Origin of the sequence: Jejuibacter sp. L23 (assembly GCF_050815825.1) — a bacterium.
In the GTDB taxonomy this organism is placed as follows: Bacteria; Pseudomonadota; Gammaproteobacteria; order Enterobacterales; family Enterobacteriaceae; genus Jejubacter; species Jejubacter calystegiae.
The window spans coordinates 4,242,383-4,267,265 of sequence record NZ_CP138199.1 but is presented as its reverse complement, the minus strand read 5'-3'; the positions used below and the strand labels follow the sequence as shown (position 1 = coordinate 4,267,265).

22 protein-coding genes are annotated in these 24,883 nt (G+C 55.6%); 9 read left to right on the top strand and 13 right to left on the bottom strand.

The window, feature by feature from the left end; translation table 11 throughout:
• Positions 1–257: 257 nt before the first annotated feature.
• Positions 258–611 (bottom strand): DUF1428 family protein, encoded by a 354-nt coding sequence (locus SCU88_RS20470; protein ID WP_175341005.1) that lies wholly within the window; start codon positions 609–611, stop codon positions 258–260.
• A 68-nt stretch (positions 612–679) separates the two neighbouring features.
• A complete protein-coding gene (locus SCU88_RS20465) occupies positions 680–1,330 on the bottom strand; it encodes a TetR/AcrR family transcriptional regulator (RefSeq protein WP_138093305.1) in 651 nt (216 codons plus the stop codon).
• 81 nt (positions 1,331–1,411) lie between these two features.
• On the opposite strand from SCU88_RS20465, the gene SCU88_RS20460 reads away from it, so the two are divergent.
• From SCU88_RS20460 to SCU88_RS20450, 3 genes are all read left to right on the top strand, one after another.
• Complete coding sequence (locus SCU88_RS20460; protein ID WP_138093302.1) at positions 1,412–2,923, top strand: MDR family MFS transporter; 1,512 nt, start codon at positions 1,412–1,414, stop codon at positions 2,921–2,923.
• 160 nt (positions 2,924–3,083) lie between these two features.
• Entirely contained in the window at positions 3,084–4,256 is a 1,173-nt protein-coding gene (locus SCU88_RS20455; RefSeq protein WP_175341004.1) for an acetyl-CoA C-acyltransferase, read from the top strand.
• Between the two features lie 374 nt (positions 4,257–4,630).
• Positions 4,631–5,314 carry an oligogalacturonate-specific porin KdgM family protein gene (locus SCU88_RS20450; protein WP_175341003.1) on the top strand — a complete coding sequence of 228 codons (684 nt, stop codon included), beginning with the start codon at positions 4,631–4,633 and terminating at the stop codon, positions 5,312–5,314.
• Between the two features lie 48 nt (positions 5,315–5,362).
• Here the strand turns inward: SCU88_RS20450 and SCU88_RS20445 are convergent, their stop codons facing one another.
• A complete protein-coding gene (locus SCU88_RS20445) occupies positions 5,363–6,598 on the bottom strand; it encodes a mechanosensitive ion channel family protein (RefSeq protein WP_138093293.1) in 1,236 nt (411 codons plus the stop codon).
• Positions 6,599–6,766: 168 nt separating this feature from the next.
• Positions 6,767–7,942 (bottom strand): oligogalacturonate lyase family protein, encoded by a 1,176-nt coding sequence (locus SCU88_RS20440; RefSeq protein WP_138093292.1) that lies wholly within the window; start codon positions 7,940–7,942, stop codon positions 6,767–6,769.
• 421 nt (positions 7,943–8,363) lie between these two features.
• Between SCU88_RS20440 and kduD the strand changes: the two genes are divergently transcribed.
• Positions 8,364–9,125 (top strand): 2-dehydro-3-deoxy-D-gluconate 5-dehydrogenase KduD, encoded by a 762-nt coding sequence (gene kduD, locus SCU88_RS20435; RefSeq protein ID WP_138093289.1) that lies wholly within the window; start codon positions 8,364–8,366, stop codon positions 9,123–9,125.
• Positions 9,126–9,370: 245 nt separating this feature from the next.
• On the opposite strand, the gene SCU88_RS20430 is transcribed toward kduD, so the two are convergent.
• The 5 genes from SCU88_RS20430 to SCU88_RS20410 form a co-directional block, all read right to left on the bottom strand.
• On the bottom strand, positions 9,371–10,660 hold the full coding sequence (locus SCU88_RS20430) for an extracellular solute-binding protein (RefSeq protein WP_175341002.1): 1,290 nt from the start codon (positions 10,658–10,660) through the stop codon (positions 9,371–9,373).
• A 15-nt stretch (positions 10,661–10,675) separates the two neighbouring features.
• Positions 10,676–11,803 (bottom strand): sn-glycerol-3-phosphate ABC transporter ATP-binding protein UgpC, encoded by a 1,128-nt coding sequence (locus SCU88_RS20425; RefSeq protein WP_175341001.1) that lies wholly within the window; start codon positions 11,801–11,803, stop codon positions 10,676–10,678.
• Between the two features lie 14 nt (positions 11,804–11,817).
• On the bottom strand, positions 11,818–12,723 hold the full coding sequence (locus SCU88_RS20420) for a carbohydrate ABC transporter permease (RefSeq protein ID WP_138093280.1): 906 nt from the start codon (positions 12,721–12,723) through the stop codon (positions 11,818–11,820).
• On the bottom strand, positions 12,716–13,606 hold the full coding sequence (locus SCU88_RS20415; RefSeq protein ID WP_138093277.1) for a carbohydrate ABC transporter permease: 891 nt from the start codon (positions 13,604–13,606) through the stop codon (positions 12,716–12,718). Before SCU88_RS20415 ends, SCU88_RS20420 begins: the two co-directional genes overlap by 8 nt.
• 425 nt (positions 13,607–14,031) lie before the next feature.
• Positions 14,032–14,358 carry a cupin domain-containing protein gene (locus SCU88_RS20410; protein WP_175341000.1) on the bottom strand — a complete coding sequence of 109 codons (327 nt, stop codon included), beginning with the start codon at positions 14,356–14,358 and terminating at the stop codon, positions 14,032–14,034.
• Between the two features lie 155 nt (positions 14,359–14,513).
• On the opposite strand from SCU88_RS20410, the gene SCU88_RS20405 reads away from it, so the two are divergent.
• Positions 14,514–15,206 carry an amino acid racemase gene (locus tag SCU88_RS20405; protein WP_175340999.1) on the top strand — a complete coding sequence of 231 codons (693 nt, stop codon included), beginning with the start codon at positions 14,514–14,516 and terminating at the stop codon, positions 15,204–15,206.
• Between the two features lie 73 nt (positions 15,207–15,279).
• Positions 15,280–15,528 (top strand): MarR family transcriptional regulator, encoded by a 249-nt coding sequence (locus SCU88_RS20400; protein WP_175340998.1) that lies wholly within the window; start codon positions 15,280–15,282, stop codon positions 15,526–15,528.
• A gap of 142 nt (positions 15,529–15,670) precedes the next feature.
• Here SCU88_RS20400 and yajD read toward each other — a convergent pair whose 3' ends face one another.
• The 3 genes from yajD to SCU88_RS20385 all read right to left on the bottom strand — a co-directional run bounded on the left by yajD (position 15,671) and on the right by SCU88_RS20385 (position 18,513).
• On the bottom strand, positions 15,671–16,015 hold the full coding sequence (gene yajD / locus SCU88_RS20395) for an HNH nuclease YajD (RefSeq protein ID WP_175340997.1): 345 nt from the start codon (positions 16,013–16,015) through the stop codon (positions 15,671–15,673).
• A 149-nt stretch (positions 16,016–16,164) separates the two neighbouring features.
• Entirely contained in the window at positions 16,165–17,364 is a 1,200-nt protein-coding gene (locus SCU88_RS20390; protein WP_175340996.1) for an MFS transporter, read from the bottom strand.
• Between the two features lie 231 nt (positions 17,365–17,595).
• Positions 17,596–18,513, bottom strand: a complete 918-nt coding sequence (locus SCU88_RS20385; protein ID WP_175340995.1) for a LysR family transcriptional regulator — start codon at positions 18,511–18,513, stop codon at positions 17,596–17,598.
• A gap of 258 nt (positions 18,514–18,771) precedes the next feature.
• On the opposite strand from SCU88_RS20385, the gene lysA reads away from it, so the two are divergent.
• Positions 18,772–20,022 (top strand): diaminopimelate decarboxylase, encoded by a 1,251-nt coding sequence (gene lysA, locus SCU88_RS20380; RefSeq protein WP_175340994.1) that lies wholly within the window; start codon positions 18,772–18,774, stop codon positions 20,020–20,022.
• A gap of 2 nt (positions 20,023–20,024) precedes the next feature.
• Here lysA and galR read toward each other — a convergent pair whose 3' ends face one another.
• A complete protein-coding gene (gene galR / locus SCU88_RS20375) occupies positions 20,025–21,032 on the bottom strand; it encodes an HTH-type transcriptional regulator GalR (protein WP_138093259.1) in 1,008 nt (335 codons plus the stop codon).
• 496 nt (positions 21,033–21,528) lie between these two features.
• Here galR and aas point away from each other — a divergent pair, with 496 nt between their 5' ends.
• Positions 21,529–23,688 (top strand): bifunctional acyl-ACP--phospholipid O-acyltransferase/long-chain-fatty-acid--ACP ligase, encoded by a 2,160-nt coding sequence (gene aas, locus SCU88_RS20370; protein WP_175340993.1) that lies wholly within the window; start codon positions 21,529–21,531, stop codon positions 23,686–23,688.
• Positions 23,681–24,874: a lysophospholipid transporter LplT gene (lplT, locus tag SCU88_RS20365; RefSeq protein ID WP_175340992.1), complete on the top strand. Its 1,194-nt coding sequence runs from the start codon at positions 23,681–23,683 to the stop codon at positions 24,872–24,874. The genes aas and lplT overlap by 8 nt, the downstream gene beginning before the upstream one ends.
• The last annotated feature ends 9 nt before the right edge of the window (positions 24,875–24,883 follow it).

The window sequence follows — 24,883 nt, the reverse complement described above, 5'->3', positions numbered from 1 at the left end:
ATTGTCTGACATACCGATAAACATGAGTCTTTAAGAATCAACCTGGGTGACTACTTTCAGCCGCATAGTTAACCCGATAAAACATAAGGTGGTATGTGGTTTGCCTCAGATTAATATCCATGATTAGAACAAGCCTATTATCATGGCCTGGCATCGGAGATACCCGTGCGATGATGGCAGAGTCATCGGTGTGTGATAACGGTTACACTGCGGAAAAACGAAAGGCGCGCCGGGGGAAAATCGGTCGCGCCTGGGAGCTATTCATCAAGAATGGGAACAAAGCCGCCAAAGATCATGCGTTTTCCGTCAAAGGGCATTTCATCGCCCAGCGCTTTCATGCGTGGATCGCTCATGAGTTTCTGGTTCGCCGCATCGCGAACTTCCTGGGAAGGGTACTCAATCCAGCTGAACACCACCTCTTCATCCTCCTGCGCCTGCACCGCCATGCGAAAGTCGGTGACATTGCCGTCCGGCACGTCATCGGCCCAGCATTCCACAACGCGCAGAGCGCCAAACTCCTTAAAGAGCGGGGCGGCTTTGGCAGCCATCTCCCGATAGGCTTCTTTATTTGCGGCGGGTACGGCGACGACAAAACCGTCGACATACTTCATAGGTTTTTCTCCGGATTAAAGGGATTGGTCGGGCCGGTGGGGCAGGCCCGAACTAAGTATAGTCCGGGTCAGGCGTTCAGACCGTATTCCAGCAGGATCAGGGCATGACGTTCGATAACCTCCGCCGATAGCGCGGGCTGGGCGGGGCGGCTCTGGGCAGCCAGCGGCACCAGAATCAGGCTGAGCAACGAAGTGAACACCAGGGCGGGTTCAAGATCGCGGTGCAGTTTGCCTTCATCCTGCCAGCGGCGCAGGGTATCCAGCGCCATCTGTCGCTCGGCGCTGCCGTGACGGGCGTACATCTGCTGACGCAGCACTCCGGCATCGCTGGTGACTTCCTGGAGCCACAGCGGTGCGAACCAGGGATGACGCCGGGCCGCATCGGCGATCTTATGAACCAGCGCGCGGATGGCTTCCCGGGGGGCGTTAGCATGCGCAGTAAAGACGGCGGCGATATCACTGCGCAGCGGTAAAAAACGCTCCTCTATCATCACATCCAGCAGTTGTTCGCGGGTGTTGAAGTAGTAGTGAAGCACCGCCGGAGTGACACTGGCCTCTTTCGCAATGGCGTTCAGCGAGGTTTCCGCTATGCCCCGGCGGGCAAACAGATTCAGGGCGATATCGAGCAGATGCTCCCGGCGATCGTGACTTTTGGTCTGGCCCCTGGGGCGCCCTGGCCGACGACCTGCGGCCGTCGCGTTGACTTTCAGTGCTGTCATAATAACGGTATCCATTGACTCCGCGACATCATTATCTGAATATTAATTATTCGGTTAATTAATTTCAAATGAGTTAGGGTTATGAGCGCACAAAGTATAACGCACCGGCAAGGTAAGGCGACCGGCGGCGCACCTTCGATCCGGTTGCTGTTCAGCGCGCTGCTGCTGGTGATGCTGCTGTCCGCCCTGGATCAGACCATTGTCTCTACCGCGCTGCCGACCATTGTTGGTGAGCTGGGTGGGCTGGATAAGCTCTCCTGGGTGGTGACCGCCTATATTCTCTCTTCCACCATTGTGGTGCCGCTGTACGGCAAGTTTGGCGATCTGTTCGGTCGCAAGCGGGTGTTGCAGATTGCGATTGCGCTGTTTCTGCTGGGCTCGGTACTGTGCGGTCTGGCGCAGAATATGACCCAACTGGTGTTGATGCGCGCCCTGCAGGGGCTGGGCGGCGGCGGTCTGATGGTGGTCAGCATGGCGGCGGTGGCGGATGTGGTGCCGCCCGCCAGTCGCGGTCGCTACCAGGGGTTGTTTGGTGGCGTATTCGGTCTGGCAACCGTTGTGGGGCCACTGCTGGGCGGTTTTATCGTCCAGCACGCTTCCTGGCGCTGGATCTTCTATATCAACCTGCCGCTTGGGCTGTTTGCATTGGTCGTGATCGGCGCCGTTTTTCAGGGGGGCGAACGTCGGGCACGTCATGAGATCGACTATCTGGGCGCCTTCTGGCTCAGCCTGGCGCTGCTTAGCATTATCCTGTTCACCAGCGAAGGGGGCAGCGTCTACGGCTGGGATGAGCCGCGCTTGTGGTGCATTCTGGCCTTCGGGTTGGTGGGGATTGCCGGATTTATCTATGAAGAGAGGCTGGCGAAAGAGCCGATTATTCCGCTAGCGCTGTTTCGTAATCGCAGCTTTGCAGTGTGCAGTCTGGTGGGTTTTATCATCGGGATGTCGCTATTCGGTTCAGTAACCTTCCTGCCGCTCTGGCTGCAGGTGGTGAAAGGCTCAACGCCGACCGAGGCGGGGCTGCAGCTGCTGCCGCTGATGGGCGGACTGCTGGTGACCTCGGCCCTGAGCGGTCGCATTATCAGCCGTACCGGCCGCTATCGCATCTTCCCCTTACTGGGAACGCTGCTGGCATCGATCGGCATGGCGTTGCTGACCCGGCTGACCAATGATTCTTCCAGCTGGGCGCTCTGGCTCTATACCGGTCTGCTGGGAATGGGGCTGGGTCTGGTGATGCAGGTTCTGGTGCTGGCGGTGCAGAACAGCGTAGGGGCCGGGCAGATCGGCGTGGCCACCTCCGGGGTGACGCTGTTTCGCTCGGTCGGGGGCTCTATCGGGGTTGCGCTGTTTGGCGCCATCTTTACCCGGGTGCTGAACAATAACCTCTCCCGACTATTGCCTGAAGGGGCGGTACTGCCGCGTGAGCTGAATCCTGCGGCGATTCATCACCTGCCTGAGGCATTGCGTCATGACTATCTTCAGTCCTTTGGCGCCGCTATTCATGCCGCCTTTCTGGTCGCCGCCGCGGTAATGGTACTGGCGTTTGTCCTCTCATGGCTGATTCGCGAAGCCCCCCTCAAAACACATCACTAACGCTTTTCTTCTGCTGCGGCGCCGGCCGGCGCCGCCTCTTTCTTACCGATTCATAACATTTTGCGTGTGATATCTCTCAAATTTTTCAACAATTGCAGAAAAATTTGATAACAATGTGTTTAAGATAAATCCTGTCTGCCGAATGGAGAAGGACAGAGAGATGAAAGATGTGGTGATTGTCGGTGCTGTGCGAACCCCTATCGGCTGCTTTAAGGGCGGTTTATCCGGGCATTCGGCGACCGAGCTGGGTAGCGTGGTGGTGAAGGCGCTGCTGGAGCGTACCGGCGTGGATCCGCAGTCCGTAGATGAGGTGATTCTCGGCCAGGTGCTGACCGCTGGCGCCGGGCAGAATCCGGCACGTCAGACGGCGCTAAACAGCGGACTGCCGTGGTCGGTTTCGGCCATCACCATCAACGATGTCTGCGGATCGGGTCTGAAGTCCCTGCATCTGGCGACCCAGGCGATTCAGTGCGGTGAGGCGGAAGTGGTTATCGCCGGTGGCCAGGAGAATATGAGTCGCGCGCCGCGGGTGCTCAGGGAGAGCCATAATGGGGGGCTACCGGGAGGCGATCAATTGATTGACAGTCTGGTGCACGACGGCCTCTGGGATGCGTTTAACGACTACCATATGGGCGTGACGGCCGAGAATCTGGCCCGGGAGTACGGTATCAGCCGCGAATTGCAGGATGCCTACGCGCTGGCGTCGCAGCGTAAGGCGCGTGCTGCCATTGACGCCGGTCGCTTTCGCGATGAGATCGTGCCGGTACTGAATGACCAGGGCGAGAAGGTGGAGACCGACGAGCAGCCGCAGTTGGATCCCTCTGGTGAGGGGCTGGCGAACCTGCAACCGGTCTTTGATTTTGCCGGTAGTAGCGTGACCGCAGGTAACGCTTCGTCGATTAACGACGGCGCGGCGGCAGTGATGATGATGAGCGCCAGTCGGGCGGAGGCTCTGAATCTGCCGGTACTGGCGCGCATTCGCGCTTTTGCAAGCGTTGGGGTCGATCCTGCGCTGATGGGCATCGCTCCCGTGCACGCTACCCGGCGCTGCCTGGAGCGCGCGGGATGGCAGCTTGAGGATCTGGATTTGGTGGAGGCCAACGAGGCTTTTGCCGCTCAGGCGCTGTCGGTCAATAAGCTGCTGGAATGGGACGAGCAGCGGGTTAACGTTAACGGCGGCGCTATTGCGCTGGGCCACCCTATTGGCGCCTCCGGCTGCCGCATTCTGGTATCACTGGTTCATGAGATGGTGAAACGTAATGCCAAAAAAGGGCTGGCGACGCTTTGTATCGGCGGCGGTCAGGGCGTGGCGTTGGCTATCGAACGAGATTAGCCTTTCTTCCCCGGTATAAAGCCGCCGCAGATAACCTCTGCGGCGGCTTTTTTATTCAGATACGATGAGTTGAATGAGTGAAAAGTTAGTTAGCTGCATATCAATTTCATTGTAAATTATTTTATTTCAATTCTTATGCGTGACCGCTGACCAGCGGAAAATTCCCTCCTGATTAAACCCATCTTTGCCCATCTATCTGTGATCGCTGACAGGATATTTATCACATAATGCATTTTAAAGGTGAGGCTAGTCACGAATGTGGGCCTCTGTTTCTGTGTAATAAATATTTACGATCGCGATCACTAAAATAAAATTCTGTAAAAAATAAAATCACATTTCATAAAAATGAAACGCCATTTTATTAGGGGATTTTCATGTTAAAGAGAACTCTGGGATTGGCTGTGCTCTGTGGGGCTACATTTACCGCACAGGCGGTAACCGTAGATTTGCGCCATGAATATGTTGATGCAGGAAGCAATGCCGATCGCGTATCAGTTTCACATCGTTTTGCCAATGGGCTCGGCTTCGGGGTGGAAGCGAAATGGAAGTCGGGCGGCACTGACAAAGACCAGCCATTTACCGATATTATCGGTAATGGCCATGAAGAGTCCCTTAGCTGGCGCTGGAAGGCGACCGAAAATATTGCCCTTACGCCCGGTGCGAATATTGAAAGCAATGATAGCCGTACTATCTACAAGCCTTATCTGCATGCACAGTACAGCTTTAATAGCGGATTATATGTGGCGGCGCGTTATCGTTTTGAATATACCCGTTATCCTAACGACAAAGATGAAGAGGATAATAAAACCAATCGCGGCGATTTTTGGATAGGTTACGTATTGGGTGACTGGCGCATTGAATTTAACTATCTCTACAAGCGCAGCGAACATCAGGTACTGGCGGACAATAAGAAGTGGGCGGATGAATATGATGTGAAGCTGGCCTACAAAATCGACCAGAACTGGGCGCCTTATTTCCAGGTGGGGAACGTACCTGGCAGTAAATCCACTGATGAGCGCCAGACCCGTATGAGGGTCGGTGTGGCCTACGCCTTCTGATGTTGCCGCCGGCGCCCCGGAACTCTCCGCTGGGGCGCCGGAGTGGTCTCAGGCCGCGATATTCCTGTTACGTTTCGCCATCATATTCTTCATATCGATGCCCGACGGCTTCTGATAAATCTCCAGGCCAAAGTAGCGGGCGGTAGCGAACATATACTCAAAAATTTCCGACTGGGTATCTTCGTATTCGCTCCAGAACACGTTCGAGGTAAAGCAGTAGATTTCGAGCGGTAATCCTTCCGCCGTGGGGCTGAGCTGGCGCACCACCAGATACATATCGTTGCGCACATCGGTCCGCCGCTTCAGATACTCCAGCACATATTTCCGGAACAGCCCAAGGTTGGTGATACCCTGGTTGATAAGCTGACTGGCGGAAATTTCCTCCATGCGGCTGGTCAGCCAGTTTTCAAGCCCAACATATTTTTCGGGTGATATCTCTTGCAGCTGATTAAGTAGTAGGGGCGTGGCGAAAACAATGCTTGATTGATCGATAAAAAAGCTGCGCTTAATGCGACGACCACCGGACTCAAACATTGGCTGCCAGTTGGTATAGGGCTCGGTAATAAAATTCTTGGTCGGCACCCGGGAAACGGTGTTGTCCCAGTTGCGGATGGTAATGGTATGCAGGGCGATATCGGTCACTTCGCCGCTAATGTTATTTTGCGGCATCTCGATCCAGTCTCCCGGTTTTATCACGTTGGATGAGGAAACCTGAATATTGGCGACCAGGGAGATCAGGGTATGCTGAAACACCAGCATCAGCACGGCAGCTACGGCGCCAAGACTGGAAATAATGATAATCGGCGATTTGTTGGACAGCGTAGCGAGCACCAGAATGGTGGCAACAGACGAAACCAGAATTTTGGCTATCTGAATATAACCCTTTATTGAGTGGTGTTTCTCGCCGTGTTTTTTGATATAGGCTGAATTGGTGAGATCCAGCATTTCATTGACCAGCATGGTGATATTAATAATAAACAGCACGCCGCACAGGGTACGGATGGCATCCAGCAGGGGATCCGGCAGGCCCTTAATGACCTGGGATAAAAAGTAGACGGTAATCACTGGCGCGATATTGGCCAGACGGCGCGAAATGCGCATGTCCTTATCGTGGGGATCCGACTTTTTGGTGTGCAGGATAAAGCGCCGGACGATATTCAGCAGAAAGAATTTACAGACCACTGCTGAGATAAAGCCGGCGAACAGCATAAAGGCGATCGCCACCAGCGAGAAAATGATTTGGTGGTTCAGGACCCAGTTCCATATTGATAGCGCATCGTGCATAGGGGCGTTCCTCTGGATGGCGGAGAGACACATCATGATGGCTGTTTTCCAGGAATCATCTTTACAAAAGATGGGGATGACGCTAATTCAGACTTTTCTTGCCGGTGGTGAACCAAAAAAAAGCCCCATCGCAGCACGACGGGGCAAGGCCAGAAAAAAACAGCAAACTCAGGCAGTCATCATTTCTCGCTGCGCTGGCAGCTTCGCGATATAGAGCGCCGGTTTACCGTCTTTATCAGAAGTAAACAGCACCGCACTGTCATCCGGCGTAAAGGAGGGGTGTGGATGGGTCACCTGGCGGCTGTTGGCGAAGGTTTCCCAGGATGTATCGTGGCGCGCCACCCGGAACCAGGCTTTGCGCGCGACATCAAAAACATACAGATAAGGATCGTTTTCGATGCTGTAGCCACCGGTATCCTTCACGTCTACCGGGGTGCCGGATCCGTCGCCGACCAGCAGCGTTCCGTCGAAATTGCTCATCAGATGCGAACAGGCGGGCATCTGCATCAACGCTTCGTTCACACCGCTTTCAGGTTCGAAACGGAAGATGGTGCGTCCCTGTTGCCCTTTCAGATAAGAGACGTAGATCAGCGCAGAGCCATCCGGCACCCAGAATTCATGGGTGCAACTCTCACCTTCGGCGTGCTCTTTAACTTTACGGACGTTGCTGCCATCTTCATTGACCAGCCACATACGGGCATCGACCAGGTCGTGCGGCCCTTCGTGGCAGAAGGCGACGGTGCTGTCGTCAAACGGCCGGTAGATAGGGTGCCCCAGCCATATTTTGCCTTCGTGGATCGTAGCGCTGTCACCGCTTTGCAGATCGACGCGCAGCAGGCGGCAGTGGGGGCCTTTATGAAAGAAGTCATGGAAGATCTGCCAGTCGCTCAGGGGCACCCAGTCGCTTTTGGCGATCTCGATCCCCACCAGTTTGGTGCAGTCGCTATTGGCAACCCAGGTGCCGTAACCCACCCACTCATCCGGCACGCGGTACACCTCGCGCTCTGCCAGGGTTTCCAGAGAGACTTCGAACAGGGTGCGATCGTTTTTTACGTAGTACAGGAAGCGATCGTCAGGAGAGAGGAAACCGCCAAAGGTGTTGTCGCCCGGGCCTTCGGTTAACTGAACTGCCTGCCTGTTCGCCAGATCCAGCAGGTAATAGTTCCAGTGGCCATCGAACTCCCCGGCGAACAGCAGGTGACTGCCATCCCGGGTAAAGCATTTCTGATAGAAATAATTACGGTGGCAGGTTACTTCAGGGGGAGTTAAACGGGTTACCTCCGCGCCGGTATCCGGGTCGCGACTGACGTGATAAGTCAGGTCTACCCGCATTCCTTTAGCCATATTACGCTCCTTCCAGCTCGTCGAATTATATAATCAAAAAGATAGTGTTAATTTATAGAAACATTGTTTCATTTTTTGTGATGGTTCGCGCACTTTACCATTTTGATACGAAATTATGTGGTTATCCGGACCTGGCTATCGCGCGCTAACCCTAAAGAGGCAGGGGAAAGCTAAGATCGCCAACCTGGCTCACATAAAATGAAACATTGTTTTATTTAAAATTGAAATCGAGTTTCATGAATAATAGTATGCTGTTGTCAGTTAAGATTGGTTCCACGTAACGGGGCCACTGAGGGGGTTTGCAGGGGAAGGTGAGCAGGGGTTGCCGACGGAACCTGGACCAGATATCGCGCGGGGTGCCGTGCATCAGTAAAAGATTACCTGCCAGGCGGCAGGTCAGACAGATACTAAGGAAAATCATATGATTCTGGATTCATTCTCACTGCAGGGCAAAGTGGCTATCGTGACCGGCTGCGACACCGGTCTGGGGCAGGGCATGGCGCTGGGCCTGGCTCAGGCGGGCTGCGATATCGTCGGTATCAATATCGTTGAGCCGACCGAAACCATTGAACAGGTGACTGCCCAGGGGCGTCGCTTCCTGAGCCTGACCGCCGATCTGCGTAAAATCGATGCCATTCCGGAACTGCTTGAGCGCGCGGTAGCTGAGTTCGGTCATATCGATATTCTGGTCAATAACGCAGGCCTTATCCGCCGCCAGGACGCAGTCGATTTCAGCGAACAGGACTGGGACGATGTGATGAATCTGAACATCAAAACGGTCTTCTTTATGTCCCAGGCGGTGGCGAAGCAGTTTATCGCTCAGGGGAATGGCGGCAAGATTATCAACATCGCTTCAATGCTTTCATTCCAGGGCGGCATCCGGGTGCCTTCCTATACCGCTTCCAAGAGCGGCGTCATGGGCATTACCCGCCTGATGGCCAACGAGTGGGCAAAACACAATATCAATGTTAACGCCATCGCGCCTGGCTATATGGCCACTAACAACACCCAGCAGCTGCGTGCCGATGAACAGCGTAGCGCCGAGATTCTGGAACGTATTCCGGCGGGCCGCTGGGGTCTGCCGTCTGACCTGATGGGGCCCATCGTATTCCTGGCGTCCAGCGCTTCTGACTACGTAAATGGCTATACCGTGGCCGTTGACGGCGGCTGGCTGGCCCGCTAAACGCTTTTTGACCTTTGTTGTGCTTCTGCCTCCCGCCAGGGGGGCTTTTTTTTGGATAGCGGGTTTGAGCCGAAGATTAAAGGCGACGGTGTCTCCATCATGATGGCCCACGCCGGACTATGCATCCGGTATATCGAAATTGGGGAATCGGAAAGGGTCTGAGATTAAAAGATTATATAATCCTGTGATTCAGGGATTAAAAAACCCCGCCGTAATCGACGGGGTCTGTCAGCCGGATTAGTGGATTAGCGCATGGCGCGGCGCAGAATACGGTCGCCCTGGCGCTGGAAGTCGGCGGCGGTCTCCTCCACCGATTTCTTACCATAATCGATATACTGAATAGCGGTGCCAAACAGGGAGACTATCTGCGGATCGTCGAAGTAGGGCGATGTCGTAACGTGGTTCGGCAGCGACTGCGCCAGCTTCAGCCCGGCCACCGCCGGATCCTCATCTTTAATGGTGCCGTCTGCGGTCAGCTGTGCTACCGCCGCTTTACTTAGTGGTACGCCACGCTCAAGCCCCAGCGCCTCGACCCCTTCCTGACTGTTGAGCAGGAAGTTCATCAGAATCGCCGCCTCTTTCGGATGTTTGGTGCTGCGGCCGATAGAGAACATCTGAGCCGGTTTAAAGAACAGACCAGCATCTTTGGCGTCTGGCAGCATCGGGTAGTCACCCAGTTCCAGTTTTGCAGGTGGCTTCAGGTTGTCGGAATACTTGGTGATGGTAGAGTTCCACATGTAGGTACCCGCCCACTCGCCTTCGATCCAGGGGCGCATCTCATACATATTGTTCTTACCGAATGAGGCGTAGTGTTTACTGTCCGGCATCACGTGGCTATCCACCAGCTTTTTGTACATCTGGAAGAACTCGACCCACTGCTCTTTGCTCCAGGCAAACTTCTTGCCCTTTTCGTCAATGGCTGGCTGATTGTACTTCTGTACCATCCAGGAGTTCAGTAGCGCCAGCACGTCCTGGTGTTCCAGTACTACCGGGTAGTACTGCTTACCCAGTTTTTGTTCAAAGGTTTTACCGGCCGCCATCAGTTCATCCCAGGTTTTGGGGTAGCTGATACCGGCCTTCTTCCAGGTCTGATCGTTGTAGTAGAAGATCCTGGCGGTCACAGAGATCGGGATCCCGTTCAGCTTGCCATCGATCGTGGTGGTTTGCAGTTCTTTGGGATCGAACTGGTTAAGATCGAGCGCATCGCCCACCTGGTTAAGGTCGTAAAACCCGTTGCCGTTTTTCGAAAAGATCGGCAGCCAGTTCCAGTTGGTCTGCATAAGATCCGGCTCGGTGCGTCCGGCTATCTGGGTGGTCAGACGGGAAAGGTGCCCGTCCCAGCCAGTGTATTCCGCTTTAACCCGAATATTGGGGTGCTGTTTATGGAATTCTTCCAGCGCCTTCAGGGTTTGTTGGTGGCGGCCATTACCGCCCCACCAGGACATCCGTAAATCGACCTGCTCTGCCGCAAAAGAGGGCAGGGCGCTGAGTGCCAGGGCAGAGGTGACCAGCGCACTTAAGACTATTTTTTTCATTATCTCAGGGCTCCTTTACAGAGAGATGTTCTGTTCGGTTTTTGCGTCGAAGATATGGCATTTATCCATATCGAATCGGAACCAGACCTGACGGTTTAGCCCCTTGTCTAGCATCGGTCGGATCTCGTCGGAAGGTACTCGCGCTGTCAGCTCATAACCCGCGACCTTCAGGTAGACGAAGAATTCATGGCCCATATTTTCCACCCGCACCATATCGCCGCGAATGCCGCCTTGTGAGAACGGTTCATCGGAAACAGAGACAAATTCCGGGCGCACGCCGTAGAAAATCTCTTCATCGCGATGACCGGCCAGCTTCTGCTGATGGCGGGCCCCCAGCTCCAGGCTTTCGTCGCCCAGTGTGATATGCAGGCGGCCTGCTTTTTCCACCAGGCGGGACGGGCGAATATTCATCTCCGGCGCGCCGATAAAGCCTGCAACGAACATGTTTTTCGGGTGGTGGTAGAGGTTGTCCGGGGTATCCACCTGCATGATATGGCCGAGCTTCATCACGCAGATGCGATCGCCCATGGTCATGGCTTCAGTCTGATCGTGAGTGACGTACACCGTGGTGGCCGGTTTACCGCTCTGCTTCAGCTGTTTATGCAGATCGGAGATACGAATACGCATAGAAGCGCGCAGTTTGGCGTCCAGGTTGGAGAGCGGTTCGTCGAACAGGAACACGTCCGGTTTTTTCACGATGGCGCGGCCGACTGCCACGCGCTGGGCCTGGCCGCCAGAAAGCTGGCGCGGCAGCCTGTCCAGCAGCTCTTCCAGCTCAAGGATCTTCGCCGCTTCTTCCACCTGTCGCTTGATCTCATCCTTTGGCATTTTGCTGAGCTTCAGGCCGAAAGCGAGGTTTTCGCGCACCGTCATATGGGGGTAGAGCGCATAGTTCTGGAACACCATGGCGATACCGCGCTCTTTGGGCGCCAGATTATTGACCACCCGCTCGCCGATGCGTACTTCGCCGCCGCTGATGGTCTCCAGACCGGCCAGCATGCGCAGGGTGGTGGATTTAGCGCAGCCGGAAGGGCCGACAATCACCATAAATTCGCCTTCGGCAATGGTCAGGTCAATACCGTGTACCGCCTGAAAACCGTTGGAGTAGACCTTCTGCAGTTTGTTGAAAATCACTTCAGCCATGTTGATGTTCCCTCTTATCCTTTAATTCCACTGCTGGTCACGCCCTGTACGAAGTAGCGCTGAGCCAGGAAGAAGATGATGATGGACGGCAGAATAGAGATGCCTGCCATTGCCAGAATTTCGTTCCACGGCGCCCCTTCAGTCACGTCGATGGACATTTTCAGCGCCAGGGCGATGGGATATTTATCCACGCTGTAGACGTAGATCAGCGGCCCGATAAAGTCGTTCATCGACCACATAAACTGGAACAGTGCGACCGAGATAATGGCGGGCTTGAGGATCGGCACCACCACGTACCACAGCACCTGGAAGGAGTTGCAGCCGTCTATCTGCGCTGCTTCTTCCATGTCGCGCGGTACGCCGCGCAGGAACTGAATCAGCATAAAAACAAAGAAGCCCTGGGTGGCGAACGCCATTGGCAGATAGAGCGGCAGGTAGCTGTCCAGCAGGCCCATTTCGCGAAACATCAGGTACTGAGGAATCAACAGCACGGTACTCGGCAGCAGCATGGTGGCGATAAGCGTAGCGAACCAGAACTTCTTCCACGGAATCTCAAAGCGGGCAAAGCCGTATGCCACCACGGTGGAAGAGATAATGGTCAGCAACACCTTGGGGATCACATACTGGAAAGTATTCAGCATATAGTGACCGAAGGTGTATTCGGTACCGGTCTTCCAGCCGTTGGCAAAGCCATCCGTGGTGGGATTTTCCGGAATCAGCCCCAGGGTGGTGAAGATCTCATGGTTCGGCTTAAAGGCCGCCGAGAACATCCATGCCAGCGGATAGAGCATCAGCAGTCCGACCGCGATCAGAATGGTGTAGCGGATCCAGGCGTTGATCTTTTCGCGTCTCAGGGTGCGTTTGACTTCCTGTTCCGCCGTGCTGCCCGACACATCATTAATGGGTTGAATATCAGCCATTTTTGCCTCCCTTATCGGCGGAGTAGAAGACCCAGTATTTCGACGACTTAAAGGCTATGGAGGCAAAGACCGCCACCACCAGGAACAGCACCCATGCCAGCGCAGCGCCATAACCCATATCGAAGTATTTGAATGCGGTATCGTAGATATAGAGCGAGAACAGATAGGTGTAGTGGGTCGGACCGCCGCCGGTAATGATGTAAGGGGCGGTAAACTCCTGGAACGCCTGAGTGGTCTGCATAATGAAGTTGAAGAAGATAACCGGCGTGATCAGCGGTACGGTTACCTTCATAAACATCTGCCATTTCGATGCGCCGTCGATCATAGCGGCTTCGTACTGGGACTGCGGCACGTTCTGCAGCGCGGCCAGGAAGATCACCATCGCCGAACCAAACTGCCAGACGCGCAGCAGGGTGACCGACATCAGCGCCAGAGAGGGTTCGCCCAGCCAGTTCACCGGGTCAAAGCCCAGCACGCCGATAAAGCTGTTAAGCAGGCCATCGATGGCGAACAGGGCACGCCACAGTACGGCAATAGCTACTGAGCTACCCAGAATCGACGGGATATAGTAGGCGGTACGAAAGAAGCCGATGCCCCGCAGCTTGAAGTTAAGGACAAAAGCGATACCCAGCGCAAACGCCAGCTTTAGCGGGATGGTCAGGAAAACGTAGGCGAAGGTGACCCCCATGGACTTCCAGAACAGGTCATCCCCGGTCAGCATATAGCTGTAATTTTCCAGTCCGACGTATTCTGGCGGGTTCATCAGATCGTACTCGGTAAAGCTGAGCGCGAAGGATGAAATGAACGGGAAGGCGGTAAAGATAATCAGCCCGATGACATAGGGTGATATCCAGGCCAGTCCCAGCAGCTTGTTTTCATTCATACATACCTACCTGGCAGTTAAGTTTAAAAACTTTTGTTACAAGAGACGGCGCCCTGTGCCGTTTCGCTTCTGGAAGCGGCCCCATGCGCCGTAGCTGTGGTTCTGTGTTTGTATAGTCTTTTGAAAACAAAGATATTGTTCCTTAATCTGATTCTGTTGTCCGGCACCGCCGTTGTACCATGCCAGGAAAAATGAACTCTCATTCCCAATAAATAAAACGACGTTTTAATTCAGTTTATTGCTATTTGTAACGGCGTCATGCGTGGGATAGTGGAAATGTGATCGATGTCGGAACGCTGTTTCAATAATTTGATGGGGACGTGGTTTTTTCCGCTATCAGCGTTCAAAGGGCAGGGGGGAAATGCTGAACCAGACGGGGAGGAAACGGAAAAACAGGCGCCAGATCTGACCTGGCGCCGGAGGCGTTATTTATCCAGAAAATCTTCGCGCACGGGCGTGAAGGTATCGAGCAGTTTGCCTGCGCTGATGCAGACGCAGCCGTGCATGATGTGTGGCTCCTTATACAGGGTATCGCCGGCGCGGACGCGGTGGGTTTCATCGCCAATAGTGAAATCAAACTCGCCGGACAGCACATAGGTCAGCTGTTCGTGGGGATGATTATGCATCGGCCCCACGGCACCCGCTTCAAAGCTGACCTCTACCGCCATCATTTTGCCGTCGTGCGCCAGAATGCGACGCTTAACGCCATCGCCCAGATCTTCCAGAGTGGTTTGGTCGTAAAAGGTAAACATCGGTGGTTATCCTTATTAGTGAAACAATGTTTCAATTAATTTATGCAAGCGGCTGAAAAAAGCAAGCTCCGCGGGGGGCAAGAGTTCAGAAAGCCGATCGCTGTCGTGTTGGTTTTGCTGTTATATAGAGTATCTGAGATAAGAAGGGGGAAAGCATGAACACGATAGGGCTGCTCGGGGGCATGAGCTGGGAATCCACCATTCCTTACTACCGGCTAATTAATGAGGGCATCCGGGAACGCCTTGGCGGACTGCATTCGGGGCAAATTTTGCTGCACAGCGTCGACTTCCATGAGATAGAAGCCTGCCAGGCTTCGGGTGAATGGGAGCGGGCGGGGGCGATACTGACCGACGCTGCGAATGGTCTACAACAGGCCGGCGCTCAGGGCATTGTGCTGTGTACCAACACCATGCATAAGGTAGCCCCGGCCATTGAGGCGGGCTGTGAACTGCCATTTATCCACATTGCGGATGCTACCGGCGAGGCTATTCGGGGTCGTGGATTAACAAAGATCGCACTGCTTGGCACTCGCTATACCATGGAACAGGACTTTTACCGTGGGCGGTTGCAGGACAGCTACGCCATTGAAACGCTGATCCCGAACGAGCAACAGCGGGCGCTGATCAACCGGGTGATTTTTGACGAACTATGCATGGGGCAGTTTAGCGAACGTGCAAAGCGTGACTACCAGGCGATTATCGAAGCGCTGGTGACCCAGGGCGCTCAGGGGGTTATCTTTGGCTGCACCGAGATAGGTATGCTGCTGAACCAGCAGGACTGCCCGGTGCCGGTATTTGATACCGCGGCGCTGCATGCCGAAGCAGCGGTGAGTTTTATGTTGGGTTGAAGGGGGAATGGCAGGTATCGGTCCTGCCCATACCTGATTTAACGGTGTGGCATTTCCATCCGGATGCACTGAAATGACGATAACGAATACTGAACTTAATGTCCTGAAAGTAATGGCAGAGAAAGGCATTGAATGGACCTGGATGAGTCTGGATCGCACTCTTGCTATAAGGAATATCCCCGGCTTCAGCAATGTAGCGAATATAGTAACCAACCTCGCTAACCATGGCATAGTTGATATTGTTCACACCGAAGGGCAGTCAAAACCGCGCTACCGCGTATCAGAACAGGGTCATCGGCTACTGAGTGAACTTAACGAGTAACTCCTCGTCAATTTACCGTATACCCTTACAGGAACCGCTCTGTCATCTGACTAGTGACGCTCTGGCAGAGAGGCACCTGATAGCAAGAGAAAGGTTTCGGACTGTCTTTATAGCACCGAGCGAATCATGTTCACTCCCGCTACTACTTCTTATTCAGCATCGACTTTAAATCGGCAAAGGGATTATAGGTGGCCGCAGCAACGTCTTTCTGCGCATCTTCCCCTGCCACCACGGTGGTGCCGTACTGGTCGGCTTCGGTGTACTTCGAGTGTTCGTGGTCATGGCAGTAAAGGCACAGCAGCTCCCAGTTACTGCCATCTTCCGGGTTATTGGTATGGTCGTGATCGATATGGTGAACCGTGAGTTCACGCAGGTTTGAATAGGCAAATTCCCGCGCGCAGCGTCCGCATACCCAGGGATAGATTTTCAGTGCCTTTTCACGATAGCCGCTTTCCAGCCGCGCGTAGTTTTTTGGGATCAGTGCCATTGCTGATATTACCTGTTGCAAAGAGAGTGTTTTACGATAGTGCCCCACAATGTATCCATAATGGAACAGAAAGAGAATGGGTAATGTGTTCCAACCCCGGCCTGCACCGTAGTGCAGGCACTCTGGAGTACTGAAAAGCGTCCAACCCCTTAAACAAACCTGTTTTTACCTGCCTGCCATGCAAAACAGGCCTGAGCCAATGAAATCAAAAGCATAGTTGCCAACGTGGAATGCCAGCTATGGGTGTGGCCGTGCAGTATGCCCGCAAGGTATGGACCAGTGGAGCCAATCAAATAGCCAATACACTGTGCCTTACCGGACAACTGGCCCGCCTGATTGTGTTCCCGGGCTCTCAGGCCAAAGAGCGTCAGACAGGTGACCATGGACATGCCCGCGCCCGTACCGGCAAGCACGAGCCATAAAATGGAAAGCTCAGGCATGACCAGAAGACCGGCAATGCCAGCACTAATAAATAATGAGCATATCAGCCCCAGCAATCGCTGGTCTTTCAGACGTGCAATGAAAGCGGCAGTAGACAGATTGGCGACAACAGCAACAGCCTGGTAAATGAAAAGATGGAAACCCGCCGCTGTTGAGCTGACGCCATGCTCGCTTGCCATTGACGGATACCAGTCAATGAGCGTGTAAAACACCAGCGTATGCAGGGCCATAAACATTGAAACCTGCCACGCGACGGCGCTTCTCCATACAGACTTAGTCCCCTGTATATGCGGTTTTTCGGTTGTTGCGGGCTGCTGATTTGCTCTGGCACACACCTTCATCCATACAGCCAAAGCGATGGCCGCAGGTATTACCCAGACGCCAAGCGACAATTTCCATGTCGTGGTGCTGAATCCTGAAAGCGGTGCAGAAATGCCACTTGAAAATGCTGCGGTTAGCGCCATGGTTGCGGCATACAGGCCCACGCAGCGTGCAGTATGGTCAGGGAAATCTCGTTTGACTAATGGCACTACCAGCACATTCGCAATGGCGATCCCAAGCCCGGTCATAAAAGTGCCGGACCATAGACCGGTCAGCCCTGACAGCGAGCGGGCCAGACATCCCACAGCTATCAACACAAGTGCCATTAAAAGCGCTTTCTCAAGACCAATCCGGCGAGTGAGTACCGGTGCAAAAGGGGAGGCAAGGGCAAAAATGAGTAACGGCAGTGCGTTAAGCAGGCCCATGGCAGAGCCTGATAAATTAAACGAAGCAGCAATTTCATGAATAACCGGACCCAGAGCGGTAATTGGCGCCCTCAGATTCGTGGCTATCAGCAAAACACCGACTAAAGTCAGTGAGAAAAAGGGGTTTTTAGCGAGTGAGGTTTTATCTGATATGACAGACATATTAAGTCAACCCTGCAAATACGATACTTTGGTGCGATCGTAAGTCATGCGTTGGTTGACGTTAACGCTTACGCAATTCAGGTAGCCTGAAATGTCTGACGCGGAGGTTACCTTCGCTTGCGGTAGGTGTCAACATGCCCGGACGCATGTAACGTGGCCCACTTTTCACCTAAACAGAGCCCCCGTAAACGCCTGGTCTCGTCTTTATGTTAATGCCGCAAGACACCGCTTTTACGGTAGTTTCAGCGCCGCTTTTATGGATTGCGCTGCCCCGCTTGCCAGATGAGCGCAGAAGGCATCGACCAGCGCCGAGGCCGGGCGGTGTAGTGGGCGAATCAGGCTAACGGTAAAGGGCACTTCAATGCTAAATGGCCGCACTACCACGCCGCTGGCGGCGTATTCCAGCGCGGTTAGTGGATTCACTACCGACACGCCCACCCCGGCGCGCACCATGGCGCAGACCGAAGCGGCGCTGTGGGTTTCCACCACCATCCGGCGCCGTACCTCGTGCTGCTGGAACAGCGAATCCAGTAGCTGGCGATAGCTGTCGGTGCGCGACAGGCTGATATAGTTTTCACCGCTGAAATCGCCAGGCGTCAGTTGCGCCTTTGCGGTCAGTGGATGTCCGGCGGGCAGTACGCAAACCTCATTCAGCGTGAGCAAAGGAATACGTTCGGTACCGGCGGGGGCCGTGGCGGTCTCGGTCAGTCCCAGATCGTGGCGCTGGGCGGAAAGCCACTCCTCCAGCAGCGGTGATTCCTGGGGCACGATGCTCAGACTCAGTTCCGGGTAGCGGGCCAGAAAGGGCTGTACCAGTTCCGGCAGCAGCGAATGGGAAAATACCGGCAGGCAGGCAACGGAAAGCTCGCCCTGGCGGAAGTCGCGCAGACTCTCCGCCGTACTGAGAATCCGGTCCAGTCCATACCATGAACGCTGCACCTCTTCGAACAGCCGCAGCCCCTGTACCGTGGGATGCAGGCGCCCTCTGGCCCGCGTAAAGAGCTGAAGCCCCAGCAACGTTTCAAAGCGTGCCAGTTCGCGGCTGACCGTCGGCTGGGAGGTGTGCAGCAGTCGTGCGGCCTCGGTCAGGTTTCCGGCGGTCATGACCGCGTGAAAGATTTCGATCTGGCGCAGGTTGATGGCAGGCATGGTTTCTCTCCGTTAAGACTGTCCATCAGGCTATTTTATTTGCCATTTTGAACCTGGGCAGTGCTCGGAATCCTCACGTACTACGTGTACGCTCCGGTTCCAGCGCGCTGTCCGTGTTGCAACTGTCGGCATCAATAACGCCTGATGGCCGGGTCTTATAAACCATATCATTTTTGCATAGACAGGGCAGAAAACGATATTTTTTATTAGGCTCCGGCTGTGGCGTAATGGAGGAAATGAATTTCCGGAGGTTGTTCCGTGCCACACTCTCTTGACCATACCGACAGCGCGCTTAATGCCGCTACGCTGCTGACGCTGCCTTCCCGCTTCGGCGGCCCGCTCTGGGTTTATGACGCGGATATTATCCGCGGTCAGATAGCCAAACTGCGCCAGTTCGACGTGATTCGCTTTGCCCAGAAGGCCTGCTCCAATACCCATATTCTGCGCCTGATGCGAGAGCAGGGCGTGCGGGTGGATTCGGTTTCCCTGGGGGAGATCGAACGGGCGCTGACGGCAGGGTATACCCCAGCGGAGATCGTCTTCACCGCCGATCTGATCGATGAACCGACACTGGCACGGGTCAGCGAGCTGGGCATTGCGGTTAATGCGGGATCGGTGGATATGCTGGAGCAGCTTGGTCAGGTATCTTCCGGCCATCCGGTCTGGCTGCGGGTAAACCCCGGTTTCGGTCACGGCCACAGCCAGAAGACCAACACCGGCGGTGAAAACAGCAAGCACGGTATCTGGCATCAGGATCTGCCGCTGGCGCTGGCGACCATCGAGCGTTATGGCCTGCGACTGGTGGGCATCCATATGCATATCGGATCCGGGGTGGATTACGGGCATCTGGAGCAGGTGTGCGGTGCCATGGTCGATCTGGTGTTGTCTGTGGGTCAGGATCTGGAAGCCATCTCTGCGGGGGGCGGTCTGTCGATTCCCTATCGCGACGGCGAAGCGTCGGTGGATACCGGGCACTACTACGGGCTGTGGAGCGCGGCCCGGGATCGGATAGCCGAACGGCTGGGGCACCCGGTCACGCTGGAGATCGAGCCGGGGCGCTTCCTGGTAGCCGAAGCCGGTGTACTGATGACCCAGGTGCGCAGCGTTAAGCAGATGGGCTCGCGCCACTTTGTGCTGGTGGACGCCGGATTTAACGATCTGATGCGCCCGGCGATGTATGGCAGCTACCATGATATTTCGACGCTGGCGGCGGATGGTCGCGATCTTAGCGCCGCGCCCGCGCAGGAAACCGTGGTGGCAGGGCCGCTGTGTGAATCAGGAGATGTCTTTACCCAGCTGGAAGGGGGCATGGTGGAAACTCGCCTGCTGCCGTCGGTCGCGCCGGGTGACTGGCTGGTGATCCACGATACCGGCGCTTACGGCGCCTCGATGTCATCCAACTACAACAGTCGTCCGCTACTGGCGGAAGTGCTGTTCGACGGCGGTCAGGCGCGCCTTATCCGTCGGCGCCAGACCATTGAAGAGCTACTGGCGCTGGAGAACGTCTGACGCTATTCCGACCGGGGAGGCGCCACCGAGTGGCGCCTGACCAGAGTCGGATTAAACAGATGCGTTACCACCGGCGGCGTCAGGCCGTCGGCCAGCGCCAGGGCCAGTTCCGCGGCCTGGGTCGCCATAGTCACGACCGGATAGCGCACCGTGGTCAGGCGCGGGCGCACATAGCGTGATACCAGCACGTCATCAAAGCCAATCAGCGACAGTTCCCGCGGTACCTCAATGCCGTTATCGTTCAGCACGCCCATCGCCCCTGCGGCCATAGAGTCGTTATAGCAGGCCACGGCGGTCACGCCGCTGGCACGCCCCAGCAGTTCGGTCATGGCCTGTTCGCCACCGCTTTCGTCCGGCCCGCCAAAGGTGACCAGCCGCTCATCCCGGGGCATACCGTGCTCTTTCAGGGCATCGTAGTAGCCCTGCAGGCGATCGTCGGCATCCGAAATCGGGTGATTCGAGCAGATAAACCCGATGCGTTTATGGCCCATCTGAATCAGGTGACGGGTAGACAGCCAACCGCCGTAACGGTCGTCCAGCGCTACGCAGCGATGCTCAAACCCTGCCAGGCTGCGATTAATAATGACCATCCCCGGGATCTGCTGCATCAGTCCGGCCAGCTCCAAATCGGGAATCATTTTGGCGTGCACCACCAGCGCCGCACAACGGTGGCGGATCAGTTGCTCAATGGCCTGACGCTCTTTCTGTTCATTATGATAACCGTTGCCGATCAGCAAAAAGTTACCCGTGCGCCAGGCGACCTGGTCCAGCGCTTTCGCCATGGCGCCGAAGAAGGGATCCGAAACATCGGAAACCAGTAGCCCGATGGTTTCGGTGGTCTGCTGAGCCAGCGCCCGGGCATTGGCGTTGGGATGGTAGTTCAGCTGCGCCATGGCCTCGGCCACGGCCAGGCGTGATGCCTCGCTTGCTTTGGGCGAGTGGTTAATCACGCGTGAGACCGTGGCGACGGATACCCCCGCGAGTCGCGCGACATCCTTAATGGTCGCCATAGTTCACCTCTGATTGGGTAAGCGTTTACACAGCTTAGTTTTGCGGAATTTCACTGTTAGTTCAAGAAAATGACTGTTACCCAGTTCAAAAGCTGAATAAAAAAAATGCCAATAGTGAAAAAAGTTTCACAGCGAGTGTGGGTAATCGCCCGACAGGGAAGTGTGTCTGTGCTGCGGTGGGAAGGAACAGGCGTCAGGCCCGCGGCCTCTCCGGCATTCGGGGAATAAACCCGTAGTTTCAACAGTTTCAGTTCAAACCTTTGGTTACATTTTGCGAAGGGCTGTTGCGATTCAGTCTTAGGTCGGGAAAAGCCACACTGCTAAAGTTGAGATCCCAGAGGTATTGATAGGTGGTGTCAGCTTTACGCTTGTCACAACAGTTACACCAACCTGCGCGGATGCGCAGGTTTTTTTTTGCTTCGCTCCCCCTCCTTACTCGTATAATCTGCCGTAGCTACACTTAAATAATAACGTTCTCAGCTATAAAGGGATTTCGATGCTATTTCGTCTTTTTCGTAACCTCTGTCGGATTCTGTTTCGCGTGCAGATCCATGGGGATGTAGGAGCGCTCAGTCAGCAGCGAGTGCTGATTACGCCCAATCATGTCTCCTTCCTGGATGGCGTTCTGCTGGCGCTGTTTCTGCCCGTTCGTCCCGTTTTTGCCGTTTACTCTTCGATTAGCGATCGCTGGTTTATGCGGGCGCTGAAGTCGCTTATCGACTTTGTCCCCCTGGATCCCACTAAACCGATGTCCATCAAACATCTGGTGCGTCTGGTGGAACAGGGGAGACCGGTGGTGATCTTCCCGGAAGGACGCATTAGCGTCACGGGCTCGCTGATGAAGATCTACGACGGCGCCGGTTTTGTGGCGGCTAAATCGCGCGCCACCGTGGTGCCGATGCGCATCGAAGGGGCCGAACTCACCTTTTTCAGCCGTCTGAAAGGGCGGGTACGCCAGCGCCTGTTCCCGCGTATTACCCTGCATATTTTACCGCCGACCAGCATCCCGATGCCGGAAGCGCCCCGGGCCAGAGACAGGCGCCGTATCGCCGGTGAAATGCTGCATCAGGTGATGATGGAAGCACAGATGGCGGTACGCCCGCGTGAAACGCTGTTCGAAGCACTGCTGAGAGCAAAGTCGCGCTACGGCGCCCGTAAAAATTGCATTGAAGACATTAACTTCACGCCAGACAGCTATCGCGGCCTGTTAACCAAAACGCTGTTTGTCGGGCGGATTCTGGATAAATACAGCCGCCAGGGGGAAACCATCGGCCTGATGTTGCCAAATGCGGCCATCAGCGCGGCGGTTATTTTTGGCGCCGTCTCCCGTGGCCGGGTTCCGGCCATGATGAACTACACCGCCGGGGTTAAGGGACTGACCAGCGCCATCAGCGCTGCGCAGATCTCCACGGTGTTCACCTCCCGCCAGTTCCTGGAAAAGGGCAAACTCTGGCATCTGCCGGAACAGGTCACTCAAGTGCGCTGGGTGTTTCTTGAGGATCTGAAGGCTGATATTACCCTTGCCGATAAGCTCTGGATTTTTGGGCATCTGCTGGCGCCGCACCTGGCTCAGGTGAAACAGGAGCCGGAAGATGCCGCTATTGTGCTGTTCACTTCGGGCTCAGAGGGCAATCCCAAAGGGGTGGTGCACAGCCATAAGAGCCTGCTTTCCAACGTGGAGCAGATTCGCGCCGTAGCTGACTTCACCGCCGACGATCGCTTTATGTCGGCGCTACCGCTGTTTCACTCCTTCGGTCTGACTGTGGGGCTGTTCACGCCGCTGCTGACCGGGGCGGAGGTCTTCCTTTATCCCAGCCCGCTCCACTATAGGGTAGTGCCGGAACTGACCTATGACCGTAACTGTACGGTGCTGTTCGGGACTTCGACTTTTCTTGGCCACTATGCCCGCTTCGCGAACCCCTATGACTTCTATCGGGTGCGCTATGTAGTCGCTGGTGCTGAAAAACTCCAGGAGAGCACCCGCCAGATTTATCAGGATAAATTCGGACTGCGCATTCTTGAAGGCTATGGCGTGACCGAATGCGCGCCGGTGGTGTCGATCAACGTTCCCATGGCGGCGAAGCCGGGCACCGTCGGAAGGTTCCTGCCTTCCATGGATGCCCGACTGCTGGCGGTTCCTGGCATTGAGCACGGTGGGCGCCTGCAGCTTAAGGGGCCGAATATTATGAAAGGCTACCTGCGGGTGGAAAACCCCGGCGTGCTGGAAGCGCCTGCGGCAGAAAACGCGCAGGGCGAACTGGAAAATGGCTGGTACGACACCGGCGATATTGTTGCCATTGATGAGCAGGGCTTCTGCGCCATTCAGGGGCGTGCGAAGCGCTTTGCCAAGATTGCAGGCGAGATGGTGTCGCTGGAGATGGTGGAGCAACTGGCACTGGCGGTATCTCCGGATAAACAGCACGCCACGGTGGTTAAGAGCGATGCCAGCAAAGGCGAGGCGCTGGTGCTCTTCACCACAGATGGCGAACTTAAGCGCGAAAACCTGCAACGCCACGCTCGCGAAAGCGGCGTGCCGGAACTGGCGGTGCCGCGCGATATTCGCTTTATGAAGCAGTTGCCGGTGTTGGGCAGCGGTAAGCCTGACTTTGTGACGCTAAAAGAGATGATTGAACAAGCGGAGAGCACCAATGACTGAGTCGGGAGCCGCCAGCGCCTCTATCTGGTCCCGGGGAATGATGGCGGTGATAGCCGCCCAGTTCCTCTCGGCCTTTGGCGATAATGCACTGCTGTTCGCTACTCTGGCGGTGCTGAAGGAGTTCCACTACCCGGAGTGGAGCCAACCGGTGCTGCAAATGGTGTTTGTGGGCGCTTACATTGTGTTTGCTCCCTTCGTAGGCCAGGTGGCGGATAGCTTCGCTAAGGGGCGGGTGATGATGGTGGCGAACGCCCTCAAACTGCTGGGTGCCGGGATGATCTGCTTTGGCATGAATCCCTTTGTTGGCTATACCCTGGTGGGGATTGGCGCGGCCGCATACTCACCGGCCAAGTACGGCATTCTGGGGGAACTGACCACTGGCGACAGGTTAGTAAAGGCTAACGGACTGATGGAGGCCTCGACCATAGCGGCTATCCTGCTGGGTTCGGTGGCGGGCGGCGTACTGGCGGACTGGCATCTGACGGCGGCGCTGGTGGTTTGCGCAGTGGTCTATGCCGGTGCCGTGGTGGCTAACCTGATGATTCCGCGTCTGCCTGCGGCGCGTCCGGGTCACTCCTGGCGCCCGCGGGAAATGGCTCGCGGCTTTGTTCATGCCTGCGTCACGCTGTGGCGCGACGGCGAAACCCGCTTTTCCCTGCTTGGTACCAGCCTGTTCTGGGGCGCGGGCGTTACGCTGCGCTTTCTGCTGGTGCTCTGGGTGCCGGTGGCGCTGGGGATCGCCGATAACGCCACGCCCACCTACCTGAACGCTATGGTGGCTGTCGGCATCGTTGTCGGAGCGGGTGCTGCGGCGCGTCTGGTGACCCTGGAAACCGTGGCGCGCTGTATGCCTGCCGGGGTGTTGATCGGCGTAGTGGTGGTGGCCTTCGCGCTTCAGCATCAGCTGCTGCCCGCTTATGGGCTACTGGTGCTGATCGGTATTCTGGGCGGTTTCTTCGTGGTACCGCTAAACGCGCTGTTGCAGGAGCGCGGCAAACGTAGCGTCGGTGCCGGTAACGCTATTGCGGTACAGAATCTGGGCGAGAATGCGGCGATGCTGCTGATGCTGGGGCTCTATTCGCTGGCGGTGAAGGCCGGGGCGCCGGTCGTTGCTATTGGCGTGGGCTTCGGAACGCTGTTTGCGCTGGCGATTGCCGGGTTGTGGATCTGGAAGCGATTGCGTTAGGTCTGACGG